We start from the raw sequence: 24,709 nt of genomic DNA on the forward strand, positions 1-24,709 counted from the left end.
TTTTTCTTTTTCATAGCAATTTTTCCCACTCAATTTTGAGTGGGTTTTCTTTTTATAAAAACTTCCCAAATAAAGTAAGTATACAGAATTAGATACTCCAAAGTAATTAACCAAAGATTTTCTTTCCATGGAGAGTTAGCGTATGCTTGATAACTTAATATAATTACTAAACTCCACAAAACAGTATAACGATATTGGGTAAACATCGATATAATTAAAAGCGTTGCTATATACCAAGGATGCATTGTTGTTGTTAAAAAATAATAGAATGATAAAGCAAATAGCATGCTTACAATTAACTGTTTTACAGACTTGTTTTTTTTGAAAAAAGTAAGAATCAATAAAAAGAAAATAGTAACAATAGGTATAATCTTACCAATAATAGCTATTTCATTATAGCCTCTAAATAAATAACCAATTTCTCTCGCTAAGTAGTAAAAACTAGCATTAAACTCAAAATTTCTGAACCATAAGCCAACAGAGTTCATGTAGTTTGAAACTAATTCAGAAGAATAAAATGGAAGAAAAAGTAAAATGACTGTAAAAATTACAGTTACGTAGAAGGATACTAATTTTTTGAAACCTCTAAGGAATGAGAAATCATTCTTTACAAACCATTGAAAATATAAGGGTAAAAAGAGTAAAGGAATTAATTTAACTGAAATAGAACAAGCTAGTAATATAGCTGCTGAAAACCATTTTTGTTGCTGTAACTGATAAATGCTCCAAACCAAAAAAAATAACATTACAGGTTCAAAATGTAAGTTTCCAGTAAGTTCAATTATCACAAAAGGATTTAAAATATATAGAAAAATGTTTTTAACAGGTAACTGTAGCCTTTCTAAAATTTTTTTTCCGAAGTATAAAATACCTATATCAGCTAAAATAATCAATACTCTCATTACAACAACACTTCCAATAATGCTATTTTTAGCCAAAAGAGCAGCTATTAAAAAACAAAGTTGATTAATTGGAGGGTAGTTGGTATAATGACTACCATTCAAAGCCCCCATTCCTCCATATAACTCCTTAGCTTGGTTTATGGGATAGCTGTTTTGTTCAATAAATGTTTGAGGCAAGGATAAATAAGGGTTTAACCCTTCTAAAATCATACGACCATCCCAGATAAAGCGATAGAAATCTTGTGATAAATTAGGGATAGCAAAAAAGAAAGCCAATCGAAATAAAACAGCAATACCAGCTAAATGTACAAAGGATAACTGCTTATTTTGTAAAAGACCAAAATAACAAGTAAATAAGGCAACCCATATAAAAAGTAACTTATTAAACTCAGTACGTTCAATTGTATAAGCAAATAAAAAATACAGCACTACACTAACAAATGTTAGCATAATTGAGCTATATTTTTTTAAAAAAGGCATCTAAGCTTTTGAGAAAATGGATTTAAAAAAGACGTATCCAAAGCCAACAAATAACATCAGGTGAAAAGGGAACAAACCAAAATCTCCACCCTGATCACCAACCGTAAAAGCACTATACATACCAAAAGCAAAGTATAAAGCTAACAAACCTTCTATAATTACATGTAAAGAAGGCCTTTTACGAATGTATTTATTGTTTTTCCAACTATCTTTTAAAGAGTTAATATTGAATTTAGGTGTTCTTACAAATTCACTTTTTTTACCCAAATGACCTTCCAATACAGCAATCGTATTGTGTAAAGAGAAGCCCATAGCAATAGAGAAAAAAGCAAAAAAGGCACCAATATATTTGATAAAATTCCAAAAGCCGCCACCATAAGTTCTTTTATACATAAACCAGTAACAAATAAAGAAAATAAAGGTACTTACAATGAAAAAACTCATTACTAAAAAGTAAATTTTTAAATGAGCGTATTCATTTTTAATATATAGCATAGGTATACTTAAAACAGCAACTAAAAATATGCAAGTAAACATAGAGCTATTTAGTAAGTGTAGCGTTCCATGAAGTTTTGTTTTAAAAGGAATATTAGAACTTGTAATAATCCTCTTTAACATTTTCTGAAAATTCTCTGCCCCTCCTTTATTCCATCTAAACTGCTGAGAGCGAGCAGCACTAATAACTACAGGTAATTCAGCAGGAGTAACTACATTCTCTAAATATTTAAACTTCCAGTTTTTTAATTGAGCTCGGTAGCTTAAATCTAAATCCTCAGTTAATGTATCACCCTCCCAGTTTCCAGCATCATATATACATTCTTTACGCCAAATACCCGCAGTACCATTAAAATTGATAAAATGTCCTTGACTGTTTCTACCTACTTGCTCCAGTGTAAAATGTGCATCTAAAGCAAAGGCCTGAATTTTTGTTAAGGTTGAATAGTTTCTATTAATGTGTCCCCAACGAGTTTGTACTACCCCTATTTCAGGATCTTTAAAATATGGAACGGTTTCCAGTAACCAATTTTCTTTAGGTAAAAAGTCAGCATCAAAAATAGCAATGAATTCTCCTTTAGCCGTTTTAAGTCCTTCTTTTAGAGCACCAGCTTTGAAACCTTGACGATTTTCACGTCGAATATGTTGAATGTCTAAACCTGTTTTTTGAAGCTCTTTAATTTGTGCAGCTGTACTCTCAACTGATTCATCAGTAGAATCATCTAATACTTGAATTTCTAACCTTTCGTGTGGATAATCTAACTTGGCAATGTTGTTTAATAAACGTTCCATTACATAAAGTTCATTATAAACAGGTAACTGTATTGTTACATACGGAACTTTGTTAATATCAGATACATCTAATGTAGGGATGTTTTCTTTTTTTTTCTGAGCTTTTAAATAATTGATAAGTAGATTTAACTGTGCTATAGCGTATAGCAGTATAAGTACTAGTGATATAGTGTATAGCGTAATTATTATGTATTCTAAGACCATTATTTAAAGCTATATTTAAAGATCCAACCTAAAATTTTTATGCCGGCTAATATACTACCTTTTACAGTTCCTGAAACCTTTGAAACGCCAATTCTATTTCTATATTTCATTGGAATTTCTGTATAAGATAATTTTTGTTTTAAAGCCTTTAATTGCATCTCTACTGTCCAACCATACGTTTTATCTTCCATGTTTAAAGCAAGTAATTTATCGTACTTAATGGCTCTAAAAGGACCTAAATCTGTAAAAGTTGCACCAAAAAATAATCTCATTAAAAAGGTTGCTAGCCAATTACCAAAAACTTGTTGAGGAGTCATAGAACCCTTTTCTCGTAGTCGTTGTACACGAGCACCAATTACAAAATCAATATCATCATTTATTATTGGAGCTATAAGTTCGGTGAGTTGTTCAGGGTAATCAGAATAATCACCATCTAAAAAAACAATAATATCAGGTTTGTTGTTTGGGTTTTTTATAGAAGATGAAGCTATGTACTCCATTCCTTTTAAGCAAGCGTAACCGTAGCCTTTTCTATCTTCGGTGAGTACAGTAGCTCCTGCATTTTTAGCATTAACTTCAGTGTTATCTGTTGAATTGTTACTAATAACAATTACCTCGTTTACCAAAGAGGGAATATCATTAATTACATGTACAATTGAATCTTGTTCGTTATATGCGGGGATGATAACTTTTATAAGTGGATTCATTTATTATTTTAAGTCGTTGAGATTGTTTTCTTCTGCAAAAGAAGACAAATTATTCCATTCTTTTAACTTTACTCCTTCTTTAAACTTTACAGCTTTTGTTAATTTATGTTTCTTGTATAATAAGCAGTATCCGTTTTTTTTATTGTTTTTGATTTGACACTTTTGATAAGTGTTTTCTTTTTTACTATAAAAAATCCACCATTTGCTTTGAATACCATTAACAAAGTGCCCTTCCTTTTCTCTAGAAGAATTTTCACGATAAAAGTACCAGTATTTTACAGGAAGATTACTTTTAAATCTACCTTCTTTTTTTATGTTTCCATTTTTATAATAGAAGATCCAATAATCGGTTTTCTGATTATTTTCAAGCCAACCTTCTTTCTTTAATGTTCCGTTTTCATAGAATGATTTATGATATATTTTCTGTCCTACTAAAGAGAAAGTAACAAAAAAGCATATTATGAAAACATTATTTTTCATTCACTAATTTCATTAAATCTACATCGTTACCTAATAAAATTTCTGTTGGATTAATACGCCCTTTTTCTGGACCATTTTCTAGCTTTAAAACACCACGAGGACATACTGCCGAACAAATTCCACATCCAACACAACTTGCACGAACAATATTTTCTCCTTTTTGTGCGTATGCACGCACATCAATACCTTGCTCACAATATGTAGAACAATTTCCGCAAGAAATACATTGTCCTCCATTAGTAGTAATTCTGAAACGAGATTTAAAACGTTGAACAATTCCTAAATAAGCGGCCAACGGACAACCAAAACGACACCAAACACGATTCCCAAAAATTGGATAAAATCCAGTACCAATAACTCCTGCAAACCAAGCACCTATTAAAAAGCTATACGTGTCTTTAATCCATTGAGAATTAATTCCAAGGAAAGATTGCGCTCCAGTAAAGTAACAGTATAACGTTACAATGGTCATTACTAAAGAAAATACCAAAACACTATGTATTAACCAACGTTCTAATTTCCATGCATTCATACTTTTGTTAGAATGTTGACGGTATGGATCACCTAAAGTTTCAGCTAAACCACCACAACCGCAAACCCAAGAGCAATACCATCTTTTTCCGAAGAAATATACCATTACAGGAACAATGATAAGTGTAAGTACAATACCCCAAACTAAAATAAATAAACCAATAGCTCCGCTGTTTCTTAAGCTATCTAAATTCCATTCAAAAAAGAAGTCATAATCTAATGGAAAGGCATTTTTAAAATCATACCCTGGCATATTTAAACTTGTCATTATTTCTGGAATAAGGAAGGCAAACACAATTTGAAAGAATAATACAGAAGTTGTTCTAATAACTTGATATTTATTGTGTCTGTATTTTATATACATTCTTACTCCCATTGTAAGCATAATTACACAGTATAAAAAACCATATACGAACCACTGACTTGCTTCGCCACCGTTTAAAAACTTGCTAATAGGATCTAATATAAAAGTCCAGTTAACAACATAGTCAGGAAAAAAATAAAGTAATAAGTAAAATACTACCAGATAAATTAAAACTAACCAAGCTATCCAACCACGGTTTGTGCTTGCTTCTAAATAAATACCGTTGTTTTTTATTCCTTTAGGCCCTAGTAAAATGAAATTAGGAAGTATAAATAATAACGCCCCGAAAATACCTAAACCAAAAGTGAGTAACCATAACAAGCCAGAGTTGTTTTTAACAAAACCATTACCTGATTTTTTAGCTAATTCATAACTCAACGTATGAGGTTTACCATAAATTAAATATTGGTATTGTTCACCTTTTTTATCCCAGTTCTTTTCAGCATCGTATTTAGCAATTAGAGTATTGTAATGATTGTTAGATGCTTCGTAAGCATTTCTAACTCGGCTAGAAAACTCAAAAATATTTAAGCTTTCATCGGTAACGATGGCTTTACTAAGTTCATCTTTTATAAATTCACTTTTATACCCTTTTTCAGTAATGAATGAGTCTAATTTTGATTGACTTAAATTAAAAGAGCCTGTAAAAATTACTCCTGAAAAAATGATTAACCCTATTAAGAATAGTAGTAAACCTGTTTGTTTTATTATTCTCATTTTAAACTCTACTGAAAATTCTTTTCCAGCTTTTCTTTTTTAATTGAATATTGGTGTTGTTTTCTTTGTTGAATTTTGCTACAATTTCCGATTCGTGAAGTTTATAGAATTCTGGGTCGAAGTTTGCATCTGCTAAATGTTCTAAAGTATAAGTTACAGACTGCTTTTCATTCAAAACTTTGTCAAAAAACTCATGACGCATTCGTATTCCTAATGTATTTATACCAAGGAATTCTTGCGTGTTTTTATCATAGTTAATTCGAATACATTTTTTACCACTCTCGTGTTCCCAGTAAAAATGCGCTTCATTTTCTTTAGGTTGTGGCCACACCCAACCATAGGTTTGGTATTCAATATCAATAAATTTTGCAGAGTTAAACCAATGACCTGGTTTATATTGAATTCGGTTACCACAAATAGTTTGTGCAACGGTTTCACCCATCATTCTACCAGTGTACCAAACAGCTTCAATAGGACGACGTAAACCAATTGCTTCATGTTGTTCTGCACAATCACCTATAGCATACACATCTTTGATATTGGTTTCTAAAAAACGATTGACTTTAACTCCCCTACCAAGTTCAATTTCCGAATCTTTTAAAAAGTCAATATTAGGAGAAACACCAGCAGTCAAACCAACAACATTACAAGGTATTTCTTCACCAGTTTCTTCAATAATTACAGATGTAACTTGCCCGCTTTTATTTGATTTTATTTCTTTTAGATTTACACCTAAACGTAGATCGATATGATTTTCTATAATTTCACGATTTATCATGGCAGATTCTTCTTTGGGTAACACTTTGTCCCAAAAACTATCTTCTCGAACTAAAAAAGTAACAGGAATATTCCTGCTATGAAGCATTTCTGCAAGTTCAATACCAATTAAACCTCCACCAACAATTACAGCTCTTTTACACACATCATTATTTGGGGCGTGTTTTTCAAGAGCCTCTAGATCTTGTTTATGATACATTCCCATAACACCTTTTAAATCTTGACCAGGCCAGCCAAATTTGTTAGGCTTTGAACCGGTGGCAATAATTAATTTATCATAAGACAATTTCTCTCCGGTACTAAACTCTACCTCTTTTTCTGATGAATATACTTTTGAAACAAAACCATTTTTAAGGTTGATTCTGTTTTTCTTCCAAAACCAAGATTCGTATGGCTGTGTATGTTCAAACTTCATGTGTCCCATGTACACATACATTAAAGCGGTTCTTGAAAAGAACTCATCAGTCTCAGAAGAAATAATGGTAATTTTTTTGTCTGATAATTTTCTGATATGCCTTGCGGCTGTAACTCCAGAAATTCCATTACCAATAATAACAACGTGCTCCATAAATGTTGATTTGCAGTTTAGGTCGTTGCTAAAGTTAAGAACTTAATGAAGGAATTAAATTTAGAATCATTTTAAATAAAAGTGTTTTGTAAGTGGAGTTTTTTTAGGACGACCTATGATTTATATAAAATTCATCATATGAAACGACAGTTAATAAGCTTTTCAATTTTATTCTTTTTGGTAGTGCAAATTTCAAATGCTCAAGAAGATAAAGTAGAAAAATCAAACATTCAAACGTATACACCATCTAAGCTTTTAAACAATGGACAATGGGATATTAAATGGTTTAATAACTTGTATACAGAAACAAAATTTGCTGATGCAGATGGCAATAATAAATCAAAGCTAAGAGAAAACTACTTTACTTCAACATTAGAAGCTTTTACAGGAATTTCGGAAAACAATCGTATTAATATAGGAGCAATTATTGAGTTTCGTTCTAATACAATTGGTGATCGCCAAGCATTATCAGTATTTAGTTTAAAAGACAATCCAAATACAGAGAGAAAAGGAATTACATCATTTGCACCAGCTATTAAGTTCCAACCATTAAAAAATGTAGGAAATTTTTCAGTTCAATCAGCAGTACATATTCCTTTAGTTAGCAATGAAACAGAAAATGGTGTGTTTTTGGATCAAACAGCTTGGACTTTTCAAAATCGATTCTTTTATGATTATACTTTTTCTAATGGAAAATGGCAGTTGTTTACAGAGTTAAATACAGAGTATAATTTTGGGGATGAGGATAGTTTTGCTAACAATACTTTTTTATTAGCTCCAGGAATCTTCTTCAGTTACTTTCCAAATGAAAAGTCTACAGTTTTGGCTTTTACACAGCATTCACAAAGGTTTGGAGATTTTACACAAGATTATACAGCTTTAGGTTTAGGAGGAAAATATCAAATCACCAAGACTTTAAACTTAGAAGTATTGTATAGTAATTTTGTTAGAGGAACAAACAATGGCTTAGGACAAAGTTTTAATTTAGGAATTCGAGCATTATTTTAAAAGTAGTAAATTAGAGGAGTAATGAAAACTCTAAAACTCTTTTTATTAAGTTTTATACTTTTTTGTAGCTCTTGTACGAGTCAGTCAAAAAAGATAAATGGTGTTAGTTTTGTTGCTTCTTCAAAAGAAATAACAAACCAACATATTGATGACGTAAAAAAGGTATCAGCAAATTATGTTACACTGATGCCTTTTGGATTTGTTAAAAATTTATCATCTCCAAATGTGATTTATAACTCCAAGAAACAATGGTTTGGAGAAACAAAAGAAGGTGTAAAACAATATGCCAAAGAGTTTCAACAAAGTAAGATAAAGATTATGTTGAAACCACAAATTTGGGTTTGGAATGGTGTTTATACAGGAGCTATAAAAATGAATTCTGAAGCTAAATGGAAGGAGTTAGAGGAGTCTTATGAGAATTTCATTCTTGCTTTTGCCAAAGTAGCAGAAGAAATAAATGCAGAAATTTTTTGTATTGGTACAGAATTGGAGCAGTTTGTGAAAAACCGACCTCAGTATTGGCAAAAACTCATAAAAAAAATCAGAAAAGTATATTCAGGGAAATTGACTTATGCTGCAAACTGGGATGAGTTTAAGCGAGTAAGTTTTTGGAAAGATTTAGACTTTATAGGAATTGATGCTTATTTTCCGTTAAGTGATCAGAAATCTCCAAGTATAACAGATTTAGAAAGAGGATGGCAACCGCACAAAAATGAAGTTACTCAGGTACAAAGTAAGTTCAAGAAACCTGTTCTATTCACTGAGTACGGGTATAGAAGTGTAAATTTTACAGGGAAAGAACCATGGAACTCAGGAAGAATTGAAGGAGATGTAAATTTAGAAAATCAACAAAAAGCATTACAGGCTTTGTATAATCAATTTTGGAAAGAAGACTGGTTTGCTGGAGGTTTTGTTTGGAAATGGTTTCATAATCATAAAGAAGTAGGAGGTCAAGAGAACAATCGGTTTACGCCACAAAACAAACCAGCAGAGTTGACTATAAAAAAGATGTATGAAAGTAGTAGGTAAGAAGTATGATAAGCAACACTTATTTATTCTAAAAACAATAACTTTTGCAGTGCTTTGGTTGTCTGTAAATAGCTATTCACAAGAAAAAAGAATAGAAAAAATTACTTTTTCAGGAGTTAAAAAAACTAAAAAACATGTTTTAAGGAGGATATTGAGTTCAAAAGAAAATAATGTACTTGATTCAATTGTACTGAAGAATGATATGACTCGCTTAAAGCGCTTACCAGCAATTTCTAATGCATACTTTAAAGCATCATGTTCTGATAATAAATGTAATGTTGTTGTAACGGTAGAAGAGAACTTTACAATAATTCCTGAAATTAACTTTCACAAAACAATTAATCAAAAACTGGCTTACAGAATTGGAGTTGGTGAGTATAATTTTTTAGGAAGAAATATTGTTTTAGGTGGGTTTTATCAATACAACGGATTTGATTCTTATGGAGTTAACTTTAGAGCTCCCACATTGTTTTCAGCAAAATGGGGGTTAGCATTAAATCATCAAAACTGGACAAGTGAAGAACCATTGTATTTTGAGAGTGAATCAGCTAATTATAAATATCAGAATATCTCTTATGAAGCTTTGGCTTTATATCAGCACGATTTTAAACATCAATTCCAATTTGGAATTAACTTTTTTAAAGAAAAGTATAATTATTTAAACGGGAGTACTTCATCTAATGTTCCAACTGAGTTAAACGTAGATAAAAAATTGTTGAAGCTAATTTATACTTTTGATAATTTAGATTATAATTATCAATACATCAACGGGTTTAAAAATGAGTTTCATGGACAATATGTGACATCGGAGAATGAATATCAAAATGACTTTTTAATTTTTTGGAATGACTTATTTTACTTTAAGAGACTAGGTAATAAAGGAAATTGGGCAAACAGATTACGAGTTGGTTTGTCATCTAATGATAATACTCCATTCGCCCCATTTACTTTGGATAATAATTTGAATTTAAGAGGTGTTGGTATTTTAGTTGATAGAGGAACAGGAAGCATTGTTTTAAATACAGAGTACCGCTATACCTTGTATGAAAAGAAATGGTTTGTTTTGCAAGGAAATGTCTTTACTGATGTTGGAACTTGGCGAAAGCCTGGAGGAGCATTAAGTGATTTTGTAGATAGTGATAATGTTAGAATGTATTCTGGTATTGGTTTGCGTTTTATCAATAAAAAAATATTCAATGCGGTTTTTAGAATTGATTATGGGCATGGACTTACAAAGAATGCATCAAAAGGATTTGTATTTGGGATAGGTCAATATTTTTAATCGCAGGGCGATAGCCAAGAGTCCAATCTCCAAGGTTGTATAAAAAAACGAGGTTGTAAAATACAAACCTCGCTTTTTGAGTTATTTCTACGTAGAAAAATAGTTTATTTTTTCTTAGGGTGTACTAATTTCATTTCTTCAATTAAGTGCTTTGCTCCTGCATATTTATCAACAATAAATAATACATAACGAACATCTACCATAATATTTCTACAAATTTCTGGATCGTAATTCATGTCACTCATGGTTCCTTCCCAAACACGGTCAAAGTTTAAGCCAATCAAGTTTCCATGTGCATCAATAGCAGGACTTCCTGAGTTACCTCCTGTAGTATGGTTAGTTCCTAAGAAGCAAACAGGCACTTTCCCGTTTTTATCAGAGTATTGTCCAAAGTCTTTAGCGTCGTATAAATCACGTAACTTTTGAGGAACATCAAATTCATAATCACCAGGAACATACTTTTCAATAACACCATCTAAATAGCTTACAGGATTGTAATATACTGCATCTCTTGGTGAATACCCTCGAACTTGACCATAGGTAACACGCAAAGTACTGTTAGCATCTGGAAAATAGCGTGCATTAGGTAATGCTTCCATTAATGCTTTCATGTATGTTTTTTGTAAGGCTGTAATTGGCTGATTTTTTTGCTGAAACTCAGGATTGATTTTAGTATAAAACTCTTCAATCATAGGTTTTGCATATTGGTAAGCAGCATCCTTGTTTAAGTTTTTAACCACCTTTTTAGCATCACCTTCTAATAATTGTAAAGCTTTGTCTAAATCAATAAAACTTGTTTTGTCGTAAATAGAAGCATCTACATTAGTAGGATTGTATAAAGGCATCACATTTTTAAACACACCTTTGTCTACATTTACATCAAAGTTTTTATGAATTCCTTTAATTCTATTGATTAATGAAGTTTTTGCATCTTCAAATTTTTCAGGTTTATTTAAGGCTACCTGTTCTAATTGATACGCTCTAAAAGTCATTTGCATTAACTCGTTAGTCACCAAGAAAACTTCAATAAAATTTCTTCTTTTAATATTGATATCAGCAAAATCGGCATATAACTTTTCAAACTCAGGAAGAATATTTCCGTAGTTTTTTTCTAACCCTTTTTCTTTTAATGCTTTTTTGAAAGTAGCTTCAAAAGCTTGACGCTCTGCAATAGCATTACTTTTTTTAATACCTAAGTTTTCACCAATCCATTTTTTCCAAGCATTTGCAATACGTGCTTGTTTTGAAGCATATTTAATACGAACAGCGTCACTTGCTTTCATTTGTGCATCAATTTCTTTTAATGCAGCTTCTCTAATAGCAATGTTACTTGGGTTAAACTCTTGTGTAATATGTTTAATAGCAACGGCTGGTAAATACTCATTAGTACGACCTGGGAAACCAAAAACCATAGTAAAATCACCTTCCTCAATTCCGTCTAAAGAAACAGGTAAAAAGTGCTTTGGTTTGTAAGGAACGTTGTCTTTGCTGTACTTAGCAGGACGATTGTTTTTATCAGCATAAATTCTAAATAATGAAAAATCTCCTGTATGACGTGGAAAAACCCAGTTATCGGTATCACTACCAAACTTACCTATACTGCTTGGTGGTGCCCCAACTAAACGAACGTCTTCAAATTTTTCAGTAACAAATAAGAAATATTGGTTTCCTTTGTAAAAAGGCTTTACCTTACTATTTTGCCAAGTCTCTTTTTTTACTGATTTAGTAATTTCGTTGATGTTTTTATCAATAGTGGATTGTTTTTCACGTTCAGTCATTGCGTTGTTAACTCCATTTAAAGCTTTGGTAGTTACATCATCAATACGAACAATAAACTCAACATATAAACCTTTGTTAGGCAATTCTTCTTTTTTACTCATTGCCCAAAAACCATCTTTTAAATAATCGTTTTCTAAAGATGAGTGTGATTGAATTTGTCCGAAACCACAGTGGTGATTGGTTAAAATTAATCCTTCAGGAGAAATTACTTCACTAGTACAACCTCCATTAAAGTGCCCAATAGCATCTTTTAAACTTGAGTTGTTTACATCGTAAATGTCTTTTGCGGTAAGTTTACTTCCTAAAGAAGTCATTTCTTGTTCGTTCATTCCTTCTAAAAGCGAAGGAATCCACATGCCACCTTGTTGAGCAGTAACTTGAACGACAATAAATAAGAATAGAATTTTTATGTACTTCATTTGTTTATTTTTAAAAAGCTAAAGATACAAATTGGTACTAAAATAGCTTATTGAAAGTGTGAAGTAATAGGTTAAAAAAGACTTAAAACATTATTTCTTTCCTATAGGATAGAGTTCTTGGTGGATGAAGTCTTTTGGGAATTTTTCATCCCCGTCAAAACCTAACTCAATATCACGTCCATTGTAAGGAATGTAGTTGGTTTTAAAAATGTAGTCCCATATACTTAGTGTAATACCAAAGTTAACACCCATTCTTCTTTCTGGTGGAAGCTCTTTAGCATGATGCCAAATATGCATTCTAGGGTTATTTAAAATATACTTTAACCAACCATAATCCCAATTAATATTGGCATGATTTAAGTGTCCAATAGTAATATTGAAAAAGTGCACAATAGCTACATCTTGTGCTGTGAATCCGCCCATAATAGCTAGCGGAATGTATTTCATTGAGTTGTATACTACGGGCTCCATCCAATGATAACGAAGATGTGCAGCAAACCCCATTTGTTTTACGGAATGATGTACTTTGTGAAAGTTCCATAAAAATTCATACCTGTGGAGTAAAGTATGTGTGAACCACTGTACAAAATCAATAATGATAAAAAACACGGTGATTCTTGCCCAATAGGGAAATGTATTAATATCAAACAATTGAAAACTAGCAACTGATAAACCAACTAGACCAAGTATATCATTAAATAATTGCTCTGCTGTGTTTGATAAAGCAATAAGGACTATAAGATTTAATAAAAAGAAATTGAAAAACATGTAAAAAGTATCCAGCCAAAAATCTTTACGAAATAAAGGTTGGTTTTTACGCCAAGGAAATATAATTTCTAATGCCCAAACAACAAGAGAAATTATGATTAAACCATAAAAGTAATTCTCCCAGTTTAACTCCATAAGTACTGATTGCTTAATGTAATTCCAGTAACCAGCATATGAGTTTTTTATAATGTCTATGTACTTATCCATAAAGAACCTAAAAGTAGCAATTACAAAATATAAATTAGTTAAATTATTTCTAAGATTTTAAAAATTCCTGCGCTTATAATAGCGGCTATAGGTAAAGTAAGTATCCACGATAGTAAAATGTTAGTAATCACTTTATAATTAGCTTTTTTGGTAACAGTTCCTATACCAAATAAAGAGCCAACGGATACATGTGTAGTGGAAACAGGTAAGCCATGTACGCTGGCAGTAGTTACAAGTAGCCCAGTAACAATATTAGCAGTAAACCCTTGGCCAGAATTCATTTTAGTAATTTTTTTACTCATAGTTTCACCCACACTTTTTGCGTTTAACAATCCGCCCAAAGCCATAGTTACTGCAATTAATATCATACTCCACTTTAAGTCAATGCTATTGGCAATAATTAACAAACCTACAATCTTCGGAGTATCATTTAATCCTCTAGCAAAACTAACAACACCCGAACTCAAATAATGTAAACTATTTAAAATCCTTACAGAAGAAAAGCTAAATAAAGTTGGGTTATTTTTATTTAAGCTTGGAATTTGTTTTCGTATAAACTTAAAAATAAGATAAACGATTAGGCTTAAAAAGGTAGCAATTAAAGGACTAACAATTAAAGGAAAAAGAAAAGTACTAATCAGTAATTTAAAATTAAAAATGTTACCTACAGCTATAATTCCTGTGCCAAATAAAGCTCCAACTAAACTATGTGTAGTAGAAATAGGCATTCCTATTTTTGTCGCTAAAAACACGGTGATAGCTGCTCCCATAGCGATGGCTATGGCAAATATTGGTGTTTGAATCAAATCATTTGGAACTAAACCCTTTCCTGAGAAGTTTTTTACTAATTCATCTGCCAAAAAAATTGCTGCTACAGAACCAGAAAAGGTAGTTAAGGTAGCCCAATTAATAGCTTTCTTGTAATTGGTTGTCCCTGATCCAAATAGCGTAGCAACACCTTTAAAATTGTCATTTGCTCCATTACTATATGCAAGAAAACTAGCAGCTAAAAAAAGTAGTAAAAAAATCATAAGTTTAATTTAAGTATGACTCCTTTGACGGTAGAGTTAAATTAAACTTACATGTGTAAACTTAAACAGCCATCAAAAAATACTTTGATGGCTGTTTAAGTTGCTAAAAACAAATAAATTACTTCTTGTTAGCTTCTTTAATATATTTTTCTAAAGCCATTGTCATTGAAGGTGTTTCAGGTGTTGGTGCAGCAATATCTACACGTAACCCTCTATCTTCAACGGCTTTAATGGTAGTGTTACCAAACACGGCTATTCGAGTATTATTTTGTTTGAAGTCAGGAAAGTTTTTAAATAAACTATCAATTCCAGACGGGCTAAAGAATACTAAAATATCATAAAAAACATCTTCTAAGTCAGATAAATCACTTACAACAGTACGATATAAATCTGCTCGCTTCCAATCTACACCTAGTTTATCTAGTTCATCAGGAATTAAAGGTTTTAACTTATCCGAAGAAGGAAGTAAAAACTTTTCATCTTTATGTTTCTTAATTAATTTAGTTAATTCAGGAAACGTTCTGTTACCAACATAAATTTTACGTTTACGGTACACAACGTATTTCTGCAAATAATAAGCGACAGCTTCAGACTGGCAGAAATACTTCATATCATCAGGAACTGTAAAGCGCATTTCTTCAGCAATTCTAAAAAAATGATCAACAGCATTTCTACTTGTAAGTATGATTGCTGTGTAATTGTTTAAATCAACCTTTTGAGCTCTAACCTCTTTAACAGGAATTCCCTCGACATGAATAAACGATCGAAAGTCAACCTTAACCTTTTGCTTTTCCGCCAAATCAAAATATGGCGATGTTTCTGTTTTCGGTTTAGGTTGAGAGACTAAAATAGTTTTAACTTTCATAAACTTTCTCTTTATTACGTAGTTGTTGTTTTATAAAGAATTAATAGCGGTGCTATTTCAAGGGTGCAAAAGTACAAAATAAAATAAAACAACTTGCTAATTACAAGCTTTTTATTATTTGTTAAAATTAAAAAAGCCCTAAAAATAAGCAAGATACCGAAAGAATAAACTAAAAAAAGTTTGTTTGTAAAAGTGTATTGGTACAGTATAATAAATGGAAGTAACCATATGCTAAGAACATATAAATAGCCTGATTTTGTATGTAAAAAATAGCTAACAATTGATGATAAGCCTAATGTGTTTGCTAAAGCATAATCTATTAAAAAACGTAGTAAAAAATACAGAATAACAAATAGTAGTAACCCTAAAAAAGCTAAAAAGCTATGAGAGTATATCTCTGATACTAAAATTAAGAATAGAAACAGAGAAATAACAATTGATGAAAAAGAAAATAAGAGCAATTTAAAAGGGGTGAAAAAAGAAGCTCCTTCTTCGGTTCTTTTGTGAAAAAAACCAGGAGTTATAAAGGCAATAGTATACCCGTATAACTTAGTAGGTTTTAACGCTTTCATCATAGCCAATAAAACAATAGCCAATACAATAACTAAAGTAATCCAACTATCATGGTTTGTAATTCGTTCTATTGCTTGCAATTGCTTTTATACTTTTTAATTAACACAAAATTAGTAATAAATAAGTGTATCTTTGCCCAGATTTATATGAAAATTACATGAAGTCAGACGCTTTAGTCATAATTCCTACGTATAACGAGAAAGAAAATATCGAAGCTATTATTCGAGCAACTTTTAGTCAAGAAAAGGTATTTCATGTATTGGTCGTTGATGATAATTCTCCGGACGGAACAGCAACAATCGTAGAAAACTTACAAGAAGAATTTCCAAGTCAGCTTTTTATTGAAAAAAGAGAAGGAAAAAGCGGTTTAGGTACTGCATATATTCATGGATTTAAATGGGCAATTTCTAATAAATATGATTATATCATAGAAATGGATGCCGATTTTTCACATAACCCTAACGATCTAATTCGATTGTATAATGAATGCGCTAATGAAGGAGCAGATGTAGCTATTGGGTCAAGGTATTCGGTGGGAGTTAATGTAGTTAACTGGCCAATGAGTAGGGTCCTTTTATCATATTTTGCATCGAAGTATGTACGACTAATTACCAGAATGCCTATTCATGATACTACTGCAGGGTTTGTATGCTATAAAAGAAAAGTGCTAGAAACAATCAAGTTAGATAAAGTTAAGTTTGTAGGCTATGCATTTCAAATAGAAATGAAATACAAGGCATGGAAGCATAAATTTAACATTAAAGAGGTTTCAGTTATTTTTACTGATAGAGTCTTAGGGAAGTCAAAGCTAAGCAAAGGAATCATTAAAGAAGCTGTCTTTGGTGTGATAAAAATGAGAATTAACGGATTACCAAAATAACAACATGCAATCATATTTAATTAAAAACGCACAAATCGTTAATGAAAACAAGGTTTTTAAAGGCGATGTTTTAATAGAAGGAGAATTTATTAAGGAGATAGGAGAAAACATAATTCCTACCGATGATGTATTAATGGTTGATGCGGAAGGAAAGTTCTTAATTCCTGGTATGATTGATGACCAAGTACATTTTCGTGAACCAGGTTTAACACATAAAGCTAATATTGCTACAGAAAGTAAGGCAGCAATTGCTGGAGGAATTACGTCGTTTATAGAAATGCCAAATACAGTACCTCAAGCAACAACTCAAGAATTGTTAGCTGATAAGTTTGATATTGCAAGTAAAACATCATACGCAAACTATTCGTTTATGTTTGGTGGAACTAATGATAACTTAGAAGAGTTATTAAAAACAAACCCTAAAGATGTTGCTGGGATTAAACTATTCTTAGGCTCTTCAACAGGAAATATGTTAGTTGATAATGAAGAAGTATTAGAAAAAATATTTTCATCAACTAAGATGTTAATCTCTGTGCACTGTGAAGATGAAGCAACCATTAGAAAAAATACAGAAGAATACAAAGCAAAATATGGTGATGATATTCCTGTAAAATTTCATCCATTGATTCGTAGTGAAGAAGCATGTTATTTATCGTCTTCAAGAGCAATTGAATTAGCAAAGAAAACAGGAGCACGTTTACATATTTTTCACTTATCTACAGAAAAAGAAACGCATTTATTTAGAAATGATATTCCATTAGAAGAAAAGCAAATTACTGCTGAGGTTTGTGTACATCATTTATGGTTTACAGATGCTGATTATGATAAAAAAGGAACACACATTAAGTGGAATCCTGCCGTGAAAACACAAAAAGATAAAGATGGTTTATGGAAAGCCTTGTTAGATGATAGAATTGATATCATTGCAACCGACCATGCACCACATACTTTAGAAGAAAAAGATAACGTATATACAAAAGCACCTAGTGGAGGACCGTTAGTACAACATGCAGTTACAGCTGTTTTAGAAAAGGTGAAAGAAGGAGTGTTGCCAATTGAAAAAGCGGTAGAGAAGATGAGTCATAACCCAGCAAAAATCTTCAAAATTGAAAAAAGAGGTTTCATAAAAGAAGGTTTTTATGCTGATTTAGTTTTAGTTGACGCTGATAAAAAATGGACAGTAGATAAAGAAAGTTTACTGTATAAATGTGGATGGTCACCGTTTGAAGGAGTTGAGTTTTCAAATCAAATAACACATACATTTGTAAACGGAAATTTAATGTATAACGAGGGAGTTTTTAATGAAGAAATTAAAGGAAAACGATTATTATTTAACAGATAAATGAAGTCTTTTTTTTACATATGTATTGGTTTGCTTTTGGTGTCGTGTACTAGTAATACGATATACAAAAAGCCTGAGAACTTAATTCCGAAAGATTCTATGGTTTCGTTATTAACCGATATGTATATAGCTTCTTCTGCTAAAAATCAAAAAAACAAATTTTTAAAACGAGAAAAGAACTATATGTTTTTGGTATACGAAAAGTATAGAATTGATAGTACTCGTTTTGATGCTAGTAATACATATTATACTTCTAAGGTTGATGAGTATGCAGAAATCTTAAAAAAAGTAAAAAAAAATATTGATTTATTAGACAGTTTATACAGAGAAAAGCAGGAAATTCAAGACTCTATAAAAGGAATTAAAAAGGGAGGTAAACTAAAAAGAGATATAGTTTTAGATAAGGAAATATTATTGGATGATACTCCTAAAGAGTTAATAAAAAGAGAAGATAGAGAGTTTGAAAAAAAGGACTTAAAGAAGATTAAGTAACTTCCTTTTTAAACTCTTTAGAAACTCTAGCAATTACCTCATTAAGAGGTTCAAACTCAAAGTTAAGTTGCTCTATAATCTTTTTTGAAGTATAGAATGATGTATTGTGAGCGGATTTAGCCGAGTTTTTAGTTAACAAAGGTTCTTTACCTGTAAGTTTTGTTAAAAGCCAATCCACTCTCCAAAATATTGAAGTAATTAGCTTTCCAACTTTCTTTGAAGGTCTTTTTTTATTCAGATTATCAGCAATATTTAATAGAAGATCTTTAAACGATTTGTTTTCCGAAACAAGAATAAAACGTTCATTTTTTATATCAGAACCCATTAGGTTTATCATTGCTTTTACGACATCATATACTCCAACAAAACCAGTAACACCTTCTGTGTAAAATGTTAAGCCATTATTTATTTGGGTAAACATTTTCCCAGAACCTTCATTCCAAAAGCCACCACCCAGAATCACTCCAGGATTCACAATTACTACATTTAAATTTTCTTGGCTACCTCTCCAAACTTCCATTTCAGCACCATACTTGGTAATTGCATAGCCATGATTTTCATCACTATCTACCCACTCATTTTCTTCATTAATTGGTTTACTATTAATAGCATTACCAACCGCAGCGATAGAGCTTACAAAACAAAACTTATCAACATTCGCATCAATAGCAAAATTAATTAGGTTAGCAGTTCCTTCAATATTCACTTGGCGCATTTTTCTATAATCTTTTGGGTTAAAAGAAACTAATGCAGCACAATGATAAACTTGTGTAACGTTATTAAATACAGGTTCTAGTGAAGGGGTATCGGTAATGTCAGCTTGTACCCATTCAATTTTTGAAAAATACTGTTGTACATTATCGGTATAAAAAGAAAAGATTTTTTTAACATGTTCGCGCTTTTTTTCAGTTCTAAAAATAGCTCGAATCTTGTCGTTTTTTTGGCTTAAATGATATAATAAATGTGAGCCTACTAAACCTGTTCCTCCTGTAACTAAAATCATAAAGCGAATTTAGTTTATTTTGGTTGATAAACTTATCTTTGCTTCTTTAAAAATAGAATAAAATGACCAAGAATTTAGTAGAAGAATTACAATGGCGTGGAATGATTCACGACATTATGCCAGGAACCGAAGAACAACTTCAAAAAGAAATGACATCGGTTTATATTGGTTTTGATCCAACTGCAGATTCGTTACACATTGGTAGTTTAGTTCCAATTATTTTACTAGTTCACATTGAAAAAGCAGGGCATCAACCAATAGCTTTAGTAGGAGGTGCAACTGGTATGATCGGTGATCCAACAGGAAAATCAGATGAACGTAATTTATTAAATGAAGAAGCTTTAGCAAAAAATGTTGCGGGTTTAAAAAGAACGTTAGGTCGCTTTTTAGATTTTGATAACGGAGCTAAAAACTCTCCTTTATTAGTAAACAATTACGATTGGATGAAAGATTTTTCATTTATTGAATTTGTACGAGATGTTGGTAAGAGAATTACTGTAAACTACATGATGGCAAAAGATTCTGTAAAAAAACGTATTACAGGAGAAGCAGGTAACGGAATGAGCTTTACAGAGTTTACGTATCAATTAATTCAAGGGTATGACTTCTATCACTTATATAAGACCTTAAACTGTAAATTACAAATGGGAGGTTCTGACCAATGGGGAAACATTACCACAGGTACAGAACTAGTTCGTAGAATGACACCTGGTGAAGATGCAAAAGCATTTGCAGCTACGTGCCCATTAATTACAAAAGCTGATGGTTCAAAATTTGGAAAATCAGAAGGAGGAAATGTTTGGTTAGATGCAGATAAAACATCAGTTTACAAATTTTACCAGTTTTGGTTAAATACTTCGGATGAAGACGCTGAAAAGTATATTAAAATATTTACATTTTTAGATAAAAATACTATTGATGCTTTAATTGCTGAGCATAAAGAAGCTCCGCATCAAAGAGTTTTACAAAAGAAATTAGCTGAGGAAGTAACAATTTTTGTACATTCAAAAGAAGAGTTAGATAAAGCAATAGCTGCCTCAAATATTTTATTTGGAAAGTCAACAGCTGAGGATTTAAAAAACTTAGATGAGCAAACTTTTTTAGATGTGTTTGATGGGGTTCCGCAAGCTGAGGTAACGTCGGAAGACATAGCTGAAGGCTTAGACATGATTGCAGCTTTAGCCGCTAAAACAGGTTTCTTAAAATCAAATGGAGATGCAAGAAGAGCATTAAAAGAGAACTCAATATCAGTAAATAAGGAAAAAGTGGGTGAAGACTTTGTTATCACTTCAAAAGACCTTATTGCTGATAAATATGTGTTATTACAAAGAGGTAAGAAAAATTACTTTTTGTTAAAAGTAGCATAAAGAATATAGTATATAAAATTAAAAGCCCTTAAAAGAAATTTCTTTTAAGGGCTTTTTGTTTGTGATATATAAACAAACGGGGGAAATCGTTATAATTATGAGACAGCTTTTAAATCAAACGTTAAAGGACATCTTTTACAATTAATTCCTTTCTTTTGATACTTATTGCAGCATTTACTTTTAGGTTTAATACAATTACTTGCACATGAAGAACTACAAGTAGTAGTTTTCTGTAATGTCTTAACAGAAGTTTTAGAGCTAACGTTCTTGGTTTCAGTATAAAAAACAATCATTATCTTTTCGTAAAATCCGTGCAAATATAAGTTTTTTATTTAGAATAAATTAAAATAAAACAAAAAACGTGAAATTTTATTGTTGGTTATCAGTAGGGATAGTAGTATCTTTGTGCTAGTAAAAGCCCTCTTTGTTGTTGAAGAAACTAAGCATATATTTTTTTGTTGCATTATACATGATAGCCATGTTGCGCCCAATAGCTCCTTTTGTTGAGTATGCAATAAATTATGATTATATATCAAAAGTTTTGTGTATCAACAAAGATAAACCAGAGTTAAACTGTAATGGTAAATGTCAGTTAATGATGGAGCTTGAACAACAACAAGATGATGATTTTAATTCGTTGCGAATTTCAATGGAAGAATATCCGATAGGGTTTGTAAATATCTTAGCTATAGAATTAGAAGAAAAGAAATTTACTGAAAGGAAAGCATTGTTTTCATTTAAGAAAAATTACCACTACTTACTTAACAAGAAAGTGTTTCATCCACCAATAGTTTAATTTTTTCATACAGTTTTTTGCGCTATTAACAATTCAAATGTTTTGAATTGGAAGGTGCTATTATACAATTATGTAAAAAATTAAATCCAATTTTAATGAAAAATTTAGGATGGATGCTTTTTAGCATCTGCACAATAGCTGTGTCTGCTCAAGAACAAAAAAAAGACACGGTTAAACAAGAAACTATACAATTAAACGAAGTAATTGTAGACGGAAAAATAAAAACAAATCCTGTTCATGCTACAGTTAAAAATGATTATCAAAAAAAAGTAATTCAACCTAAAAACGTAGCAGACTTATTTTCTGAAATCAACGGATTTTCAGTAATAAAAAGAGGAAATTATGCCATGGATCCTACATTTAGAGGTGCTGCTTATGAACAATTAAATGTTATGTACGATGGAGGTACAAAAGCTGTGAATGCTTGTCCGAATAGAATGGATCCGATTACCACACACATCATTCCAGAAGAAATTTCAAAAATTGAAATTATCAAAGGGCCTTTTACAGTGAGATATGGTGCAACTTTTGGAGGTATTGTAAACATGGTAACTGAAAACCATAGATTATTAGATAGTGGGTTTCATGGAAAATTCTCATCAGGATATGAAACAAATGGAAACTCATTTGTAAATATGTTACAGTTACAACATGTTACAAACAAGTTCGATGTAATAGGAAATGTAGGGTACCGAAATTTTGGTGATTATAAAGACGGAAACGGTACAGAGATACCATCATCATTTACCAGTACCGATTACGGGGTTAAATTAGGTTACAACCTTACCCAAAATCAACGCTTACAAGCACATTGGCGTCAATCTTTTGGTAGAGATATAAAGCATGCGGCGTTACCAATGGATACCGATTATGACAACAGTACAATTGTATCGTTAGATTACAAAGCAATAAACTTAGGGAACACATTAAAAGCAATTACCACTAAAGGTTTTTACAGTTATGTAGATCATTTAATGACAAATAGAAATCGCCCAAATTTCAACATGGTTTTTGCTTCATCACCAGTGGAGTCAATTACTATAGGAGGTAAAGTAGAGTTTGAGTTAGATTTACATAAAAACTTTGATTTGTTTGTAGGAAGTGATATCAATCACATTAAAAGAGAAGGAAATCGTACACGTACTATAAAAATGATGAACGGTATGATGTTGCCAATGCCTATGATTAAAGTAGATAAGATTTGGCAAGATGCTTATATAAATGATTTTGGAGTGTTTTCTGAAGCAAAATTCAATTTAGCGGCTAAAACCGTACTAACTACAGGTATTCGTATAGATGTTGTAAATGCAAATGCCAAAGATTTAGAAGCTGATTTTGCCGCAATATATCCTGTGGTAAAAACAAATGAAACCAATGTGAGTGGTAATATTTCTGTAAAGCATGCATTTTCTAAAAAAGCAATTTTAGAAGCTGCTTTTGGTAGAGGAGTGCGTACAGCAAATATGGCTGAGCGTTATATTAATCATTTTACAATAGGATCAGATTCGTATGAATATTTGGGGAACCCTATGTTACGACCAGAAGTAAATAATCAATTTGAGTTAGGGTTGAAAGGAAAACTGGGGTTGAATAACAGCTTGCAATTACATTATCAAACATCAGCATTTTATTCAATTTTTGAAGATTATATTTCTGCAGTAGTCGATCCAACCATTCCAAGGAAATTTATGCCGAATCAACAACCAGAATTTACAAAAGTGTTTACCAATATTGAAGATGCTAGTAAAATAGGGTTTGAAGTAGCAACTAAATTACAAATGTTTAACGATTACTATTTTCAAGCGGAAGTAGCTTATGTAAAGACAGAAAATGAAGATTTTGATGAATCGTTGCCATTAAATCCTCCTTTTACGTCAAAAATTTCTGTTGGTTTAGACAAAGAAAAATATTGGGCAAAAGCACAATACAATATTGTATCGAGGCAAGAAAAAATTGCGCCTTCTTTTGGTGAAACAGTGACAGAAGGGTATCAAACTTTAGATGTTAAATTAGGGGTTAAACCTTTTAAAAAGTTTACATTAGGACTTGCTTGTTTAAATGTTTTTGATGAGAATTATACGAACCATTTAAATTTCTCATATAAAAATCAAGCAGGTTTGTCAATGACAAGAATTAACGAATCAGGAAGAAATTTTACAGCATTTTTGCAGTATAAGTTTTAGTTTTTGTGTAAGGATGTTTAATTTTGAAGACAAATCCTCAATTAACAATTAAAAAGAAGAACATGAAAAAATCAATTTTATCAATTATCGTATTTGCTGTAGCACTTGTGTTTACAAACGATGTAGCGGCTCAAAAATTTGCAAGCTTAGATAAAAGTCCAATGGATGCAGCTGCTTATCCAAGTAGTTACAGAATTTCAGATAAGAAAGTAAAAGTTGTTTATAGTCGTCCACAATTAAAAGGAAGATCTTTAGCAAAACTAGCTCCTATGGGAAAAGTTTGGAGAACAGGAGCAAACGAAGCTGCAGAAATCACATTTTATAAAGATGTAACTTTTGGAGATAAAAAAGTAAAAGCAGGAACATATACACTATTTACAATTCCTGGAGAAAAAGAATGGACTCTTATTTTAAATACAGCCAAGAATGTTTGGGGGTCTTACTTTTATAGTGAAAGTGAAGATGTAGCTAGAATTATTGCACCTACTACTAAGTCAGATGAAACAATCGAAGCTTTTTCTATTGTTTTTGAAGGGGAAGACGATACATTTAACATGTACATTGGTTGGGATAACGTTATTGTTACTGTTCCTATAAAAGGATAATTATAATTAAATATAAAAAAGAACAGGCATTTTAGATGCCTGTTTTTTTGTGGGTTATATTGA

At 31.4% G+C, this 24,709-nt stretch carries 22 protein-coding genes; 10 read left to right on the top strand and 12 right to left on the bottom strand.

Annotated elements, in window-relative coordinates; translation table 11 throughout:
- Positions 1-29: 29 nt before the first annotated feature.
- From LCI24_RS02550 to LCI24_RS02575, 6 genes are read right to left on the bottom strand one after another with little or no spacing between them, the layout of a single operon-like run.
- A complete protein-coding gene (locus tag LCI24_RS02550) occupies positions 30-1,352 on the bottom strand; it encodes an MptA/MptB family glycosyltransferase (protein WP_420802973.1) in 1,323 nt (440 codons plus the stop codon).
- Positions 1,353-1,382: 30 nt separating this feature from the next.
- A complete protein-coding gene (locus LCI24_RS02555; RefSeq protein WP_274639017.1) occupies positions 1,383-2,873 on the bottom strand; it encodes a cellulose synthase family protein in 1,491 nt (496 codons plus the stop codon).
- Positions 2,873-3,580 (bottom strand): glycosyltransferase family 2 protein, encoded by a 708-nt coding sequence (locus LCI24_RS02560; protein ID WP_274639018.1) that lies wholly within the window; start codon positions 3,578-3,580, stop codon positions 2,873-2,875. Before LCI24_RS02560 ends, LCI24_RS02555 begins: the two co-directional genes overlap by 1 nt.
- 3 nt (positions 3,581-3,583) lie before the next feature.
- Positions 3,584-4,060, bottom strand: a complete 477-nt coding sequence (locus LCI24_RS02565) for a toxin-antitoxin system YwqK family antitoxin (RefSeq protein WP_274639019.1) — start codon at positions 4,058-4,060, stop codon at positions 3,584-3,586.
- Positions 4,050-5,672 carry a 4Fe-4S binding protein gene (locus LCI24_RS02570; protein ID WP_274639020.1) on the bottom strand — a complete coding sequence of 541 codons (1,623 nt, stop codon included), beginning with the start codon at positions 5,670-5,672 and terminating at the stop codon, positions 4,050-4,052. The genes LCI24_RS02565 and LCI24_RS02570 overlap by 11 nt, the downstream gene beginning before the upstream one ends.
- 1 nt (position 5,673) lies before the next feature.
- Positions 5,674-7,017, bottom strand: a complete 1,344-nt coding sequence (locus LCI24_RS02575) for an NAD(P)/FAD-dependent oxidoreductase (RefSeq protein ID WP_274639021.1) — start codon at positions 7,015-7,017, stop codon at positions 5,674-5,676.
- A 138-nt stretch (positions 7,018-7,155) separates the two neighbouring features.
- On the opposite strand from LCI24_RS02575, the gene LCI24_RS02580 reads away from it, so the two are divergent.
- Genes LCI24_RS02580 through LCI24_RS02590 form a run of 3 tightly spaced genes read left to right on the top strand, consistent with a single transcriptional unit; the run spans position 7,156 to position 10,336 of the window.
- Positions 7,156-8,025, top strand: coding sequence for a transporter (locus LCI24_RS02580; protein ID WP_274639022.1), 870 nt, complete (start codon positions 7,156-7,158; stop codon positions 8,023-8,025).
- Between the two features lie 21 nt (positions 8,026-8,046).
- Entirely contained in the window at positions 8,047-9,054 is a 1,008-nt protein-coding gene (locus LCI24_RS02585) for a glycoside hydrolase family 113 (protein ID WP_274639023.1), read from the top strand.
- Positions 9,038-10,336 (top strand): POTRA domain-containing protein, encoded by a 1,299-nt coding sequence (locus tag LCI24_RS02590; RefSeq protein ID WP_274639024.1) that lies wholly within the window; start codon positions 9,038-9,040, stop codon positions 10,334-10,336. Before LCI24_RS02585 ends, LCI24_RS02590 begins: the two co-directional genes overlap by 17 nt.
- 104 nt (positions 10,337-10,440) lie before the next feature.
- On the opposite strand, the gene LCI24_RS02595 is transcribed toward LCI24_RS02590, so the two are convergent.
- The 5 genes from LCI24_RS02595 to LCI24_RS17030 form a co-directional block, all read right to left on the bottom strand.
- Positions 10,441-12,534: a S46 family peptidase gene (locus tag LCI24_RS02595; RefSeq protein WP_274639025.1), complete on the bottom strand. Its 2,094-nt coding sequence runs from the start codon at positions 12,532-12,534 to the stop codon at positions 10,441-10,443.
- A 90-nt stretch (positions 12,535-12,624) separates the two neighbouring features.
- A complete protein-coding gene (locus LCI24_RS02600; protein ID WP_274639026.1) occupies positions 12,625-13,509 on the bottom strand; it encodes a sterol desaturase family protein in 885 nt (294 codons plus the stop codon).
- 38 nt (positions 13,510-13,547) lie between these two features.
- Positions 13,548-14,540 carry an inorganic phosphate transporter gene (locus tag LCI24_RS02605; protein ID WP_274639027.1) on the bottom strand — a complete coding sequence of 331 codons (993 nt, stop codon included), beginning with the start codon at positions 14,538-14,540 and terminating at the stop codon, positions 13,548-13,550.
- A 118-nt stretch (positions 14,541-14,658) separates the two neighbouring features.
- Positions 14,659-15,405: a uroporphyrinogen-III synthase gene (locus tag LCI24_RS02610; RefSeq protein WP_274639028.1), complete on the bottom strand. Its 747-nt coding sequence runs from the start codon at positions 15,403-15,405 to the stop codon at positions 14,659-14,661.
- A gap of 14 nt (positions 15,406-15,419) precedes the next feature.
- Positions 15,420-16,058 (bottom strand): DUF4271 domain-containing protein, encoded by a 639-nt coding sequence (locus LCI24_RS17030; RefSeq protein WP_420802974.1) that lies wholly within the window; start codon positions 16,056-16,058, stop codon positions 15,420-15,422.
- Between the two features lie 77 nt (positions 16,059-16,135).
- Between LCI24_RS17030 and LCI24_RS02615 the strand changes: the two genes are divergently transcribed.
- The 3 genes from LCI24_RS02615 to LCI24_RS02625 are packed head-to-tail and all read left to right on the top strand — an operon-like array spanning position 16,136 to position 18,692.
- Entirely contained in the window at positions 16,136-16,858 is a 723-nt protein-coding gene (locus tag LCI24_RS02615) for a polyprenol monophosphomannose synthase (protein ID WP_274639029.1), read from the top strand.
- A 4-nt stretch (positions 16,859-16,862) separates the two neighbouring features.
- On the top strand, positions 16,863-18,200 hold the full coding sequence (locus tag LCI24_RS02620; RefSeq protein ID WP_274639030.1) for a dihydroorotase: 1,338 nt from the start codon (positions 16,863-16,865) through the stop codon (positions 18,198-18,200).
- The gene (locus LCI24_RS02625) at positions 18,201-18,692 is read left to right on the top strand and encodes a DUF4296 domain-containing protein (RefSeq protein WP_274639031.1); all 492 of its coding nucleotides are present in this window, start codon (positions 18,201-18,203) and stop codon (positions 18,690-18,692) included. It begins immediately after the preceding gene.
- Here the strand turns inward: LCI24_RS02625 and LCI24_RS02630 are convergent.
- Positions 18,685-19,695 carry an SDR family oxidoreductase gene (locus LCI24_RS02630; protein WP_274639032.1) on the bottom strand — a complete coding sequence of 337 codons (1,011 nt, stop codon included), beginning with the start codon at positions 19,693-19,695 and terminating at the stop codon, positions 18,685-18,687. The two genes, LCI24_RS02625 and LCI24_RS02630, sit on opposite strands and share 8 nt — an antisense overlap.
- A 62-nt stretch (positions 19,696-19,757) precedes the next feature.
- Between LCI24_RS02630 and tyrS the strand changes: the two genes are divergently transcribed.
- From tyrS to LCI24_RS02650, 4 genes are all read left to right on the top strand, one after another.
- The gene (gene tyrS / locus LCI24_RS02635; RefSeq protein ID WP_274639033.1) at positions 19,758-21,062 is read left to right on the top strand and encodes a tyrosine--tRNA ligase; all 1,305 of its coding nucleotides are present in this window, start codon (positions 19,758-19,760) and stop codon (positions 21,060-21,062) included.
- A 430-nt stretch (positions 21,063-21,492) separates the two neighbouring features.
- A complete protein-coding gene (locus LCI24_RS02640; protein WP_274639034.1) occupies positions 21,493-21,858 on the top strand; it encodes a hypothetical protein in 366 nt (121 codons plus the stop codon).
- Positions 21,859-21,953: 95 nt separating this feature from the next.
- Complete coding sequence (locus LCI24_RS02645) at positions 21,954-24,041, top strand: TonB-dependent receptor domain-containing protein (protein ID WP_274639035.1); 2,088 nt, start codon at positions 21,954-21,956, stop codon at positions 24,039-24,041.
- Between the two features lie 62 nt (positions 24,042-24,103).
- Positions 24,104-24,646, top strand: a complete 543-nt coding sequence (locus tag LCI24_RS02650; RefSeq protein ID WP_274639036.1) for a DUF2911 domain-containing protein — start codon at positions 24,104-24,106, stop codon at positions 24,644-24,646.
- The last annotated feature ends 63 nt before the right edge of the window (positions 24,647-24,709 follow it).

Origin of the sequence: Tenacibaculum larymnensis, from assembly GCF_028829235.1 — a bacterium.
GTDB lineage: Bacteria > Bacteroidota > Bacteroidia > Flavobacteriales > Flavobacteriaceae > Polaribacter > Polaribacter larymnensis.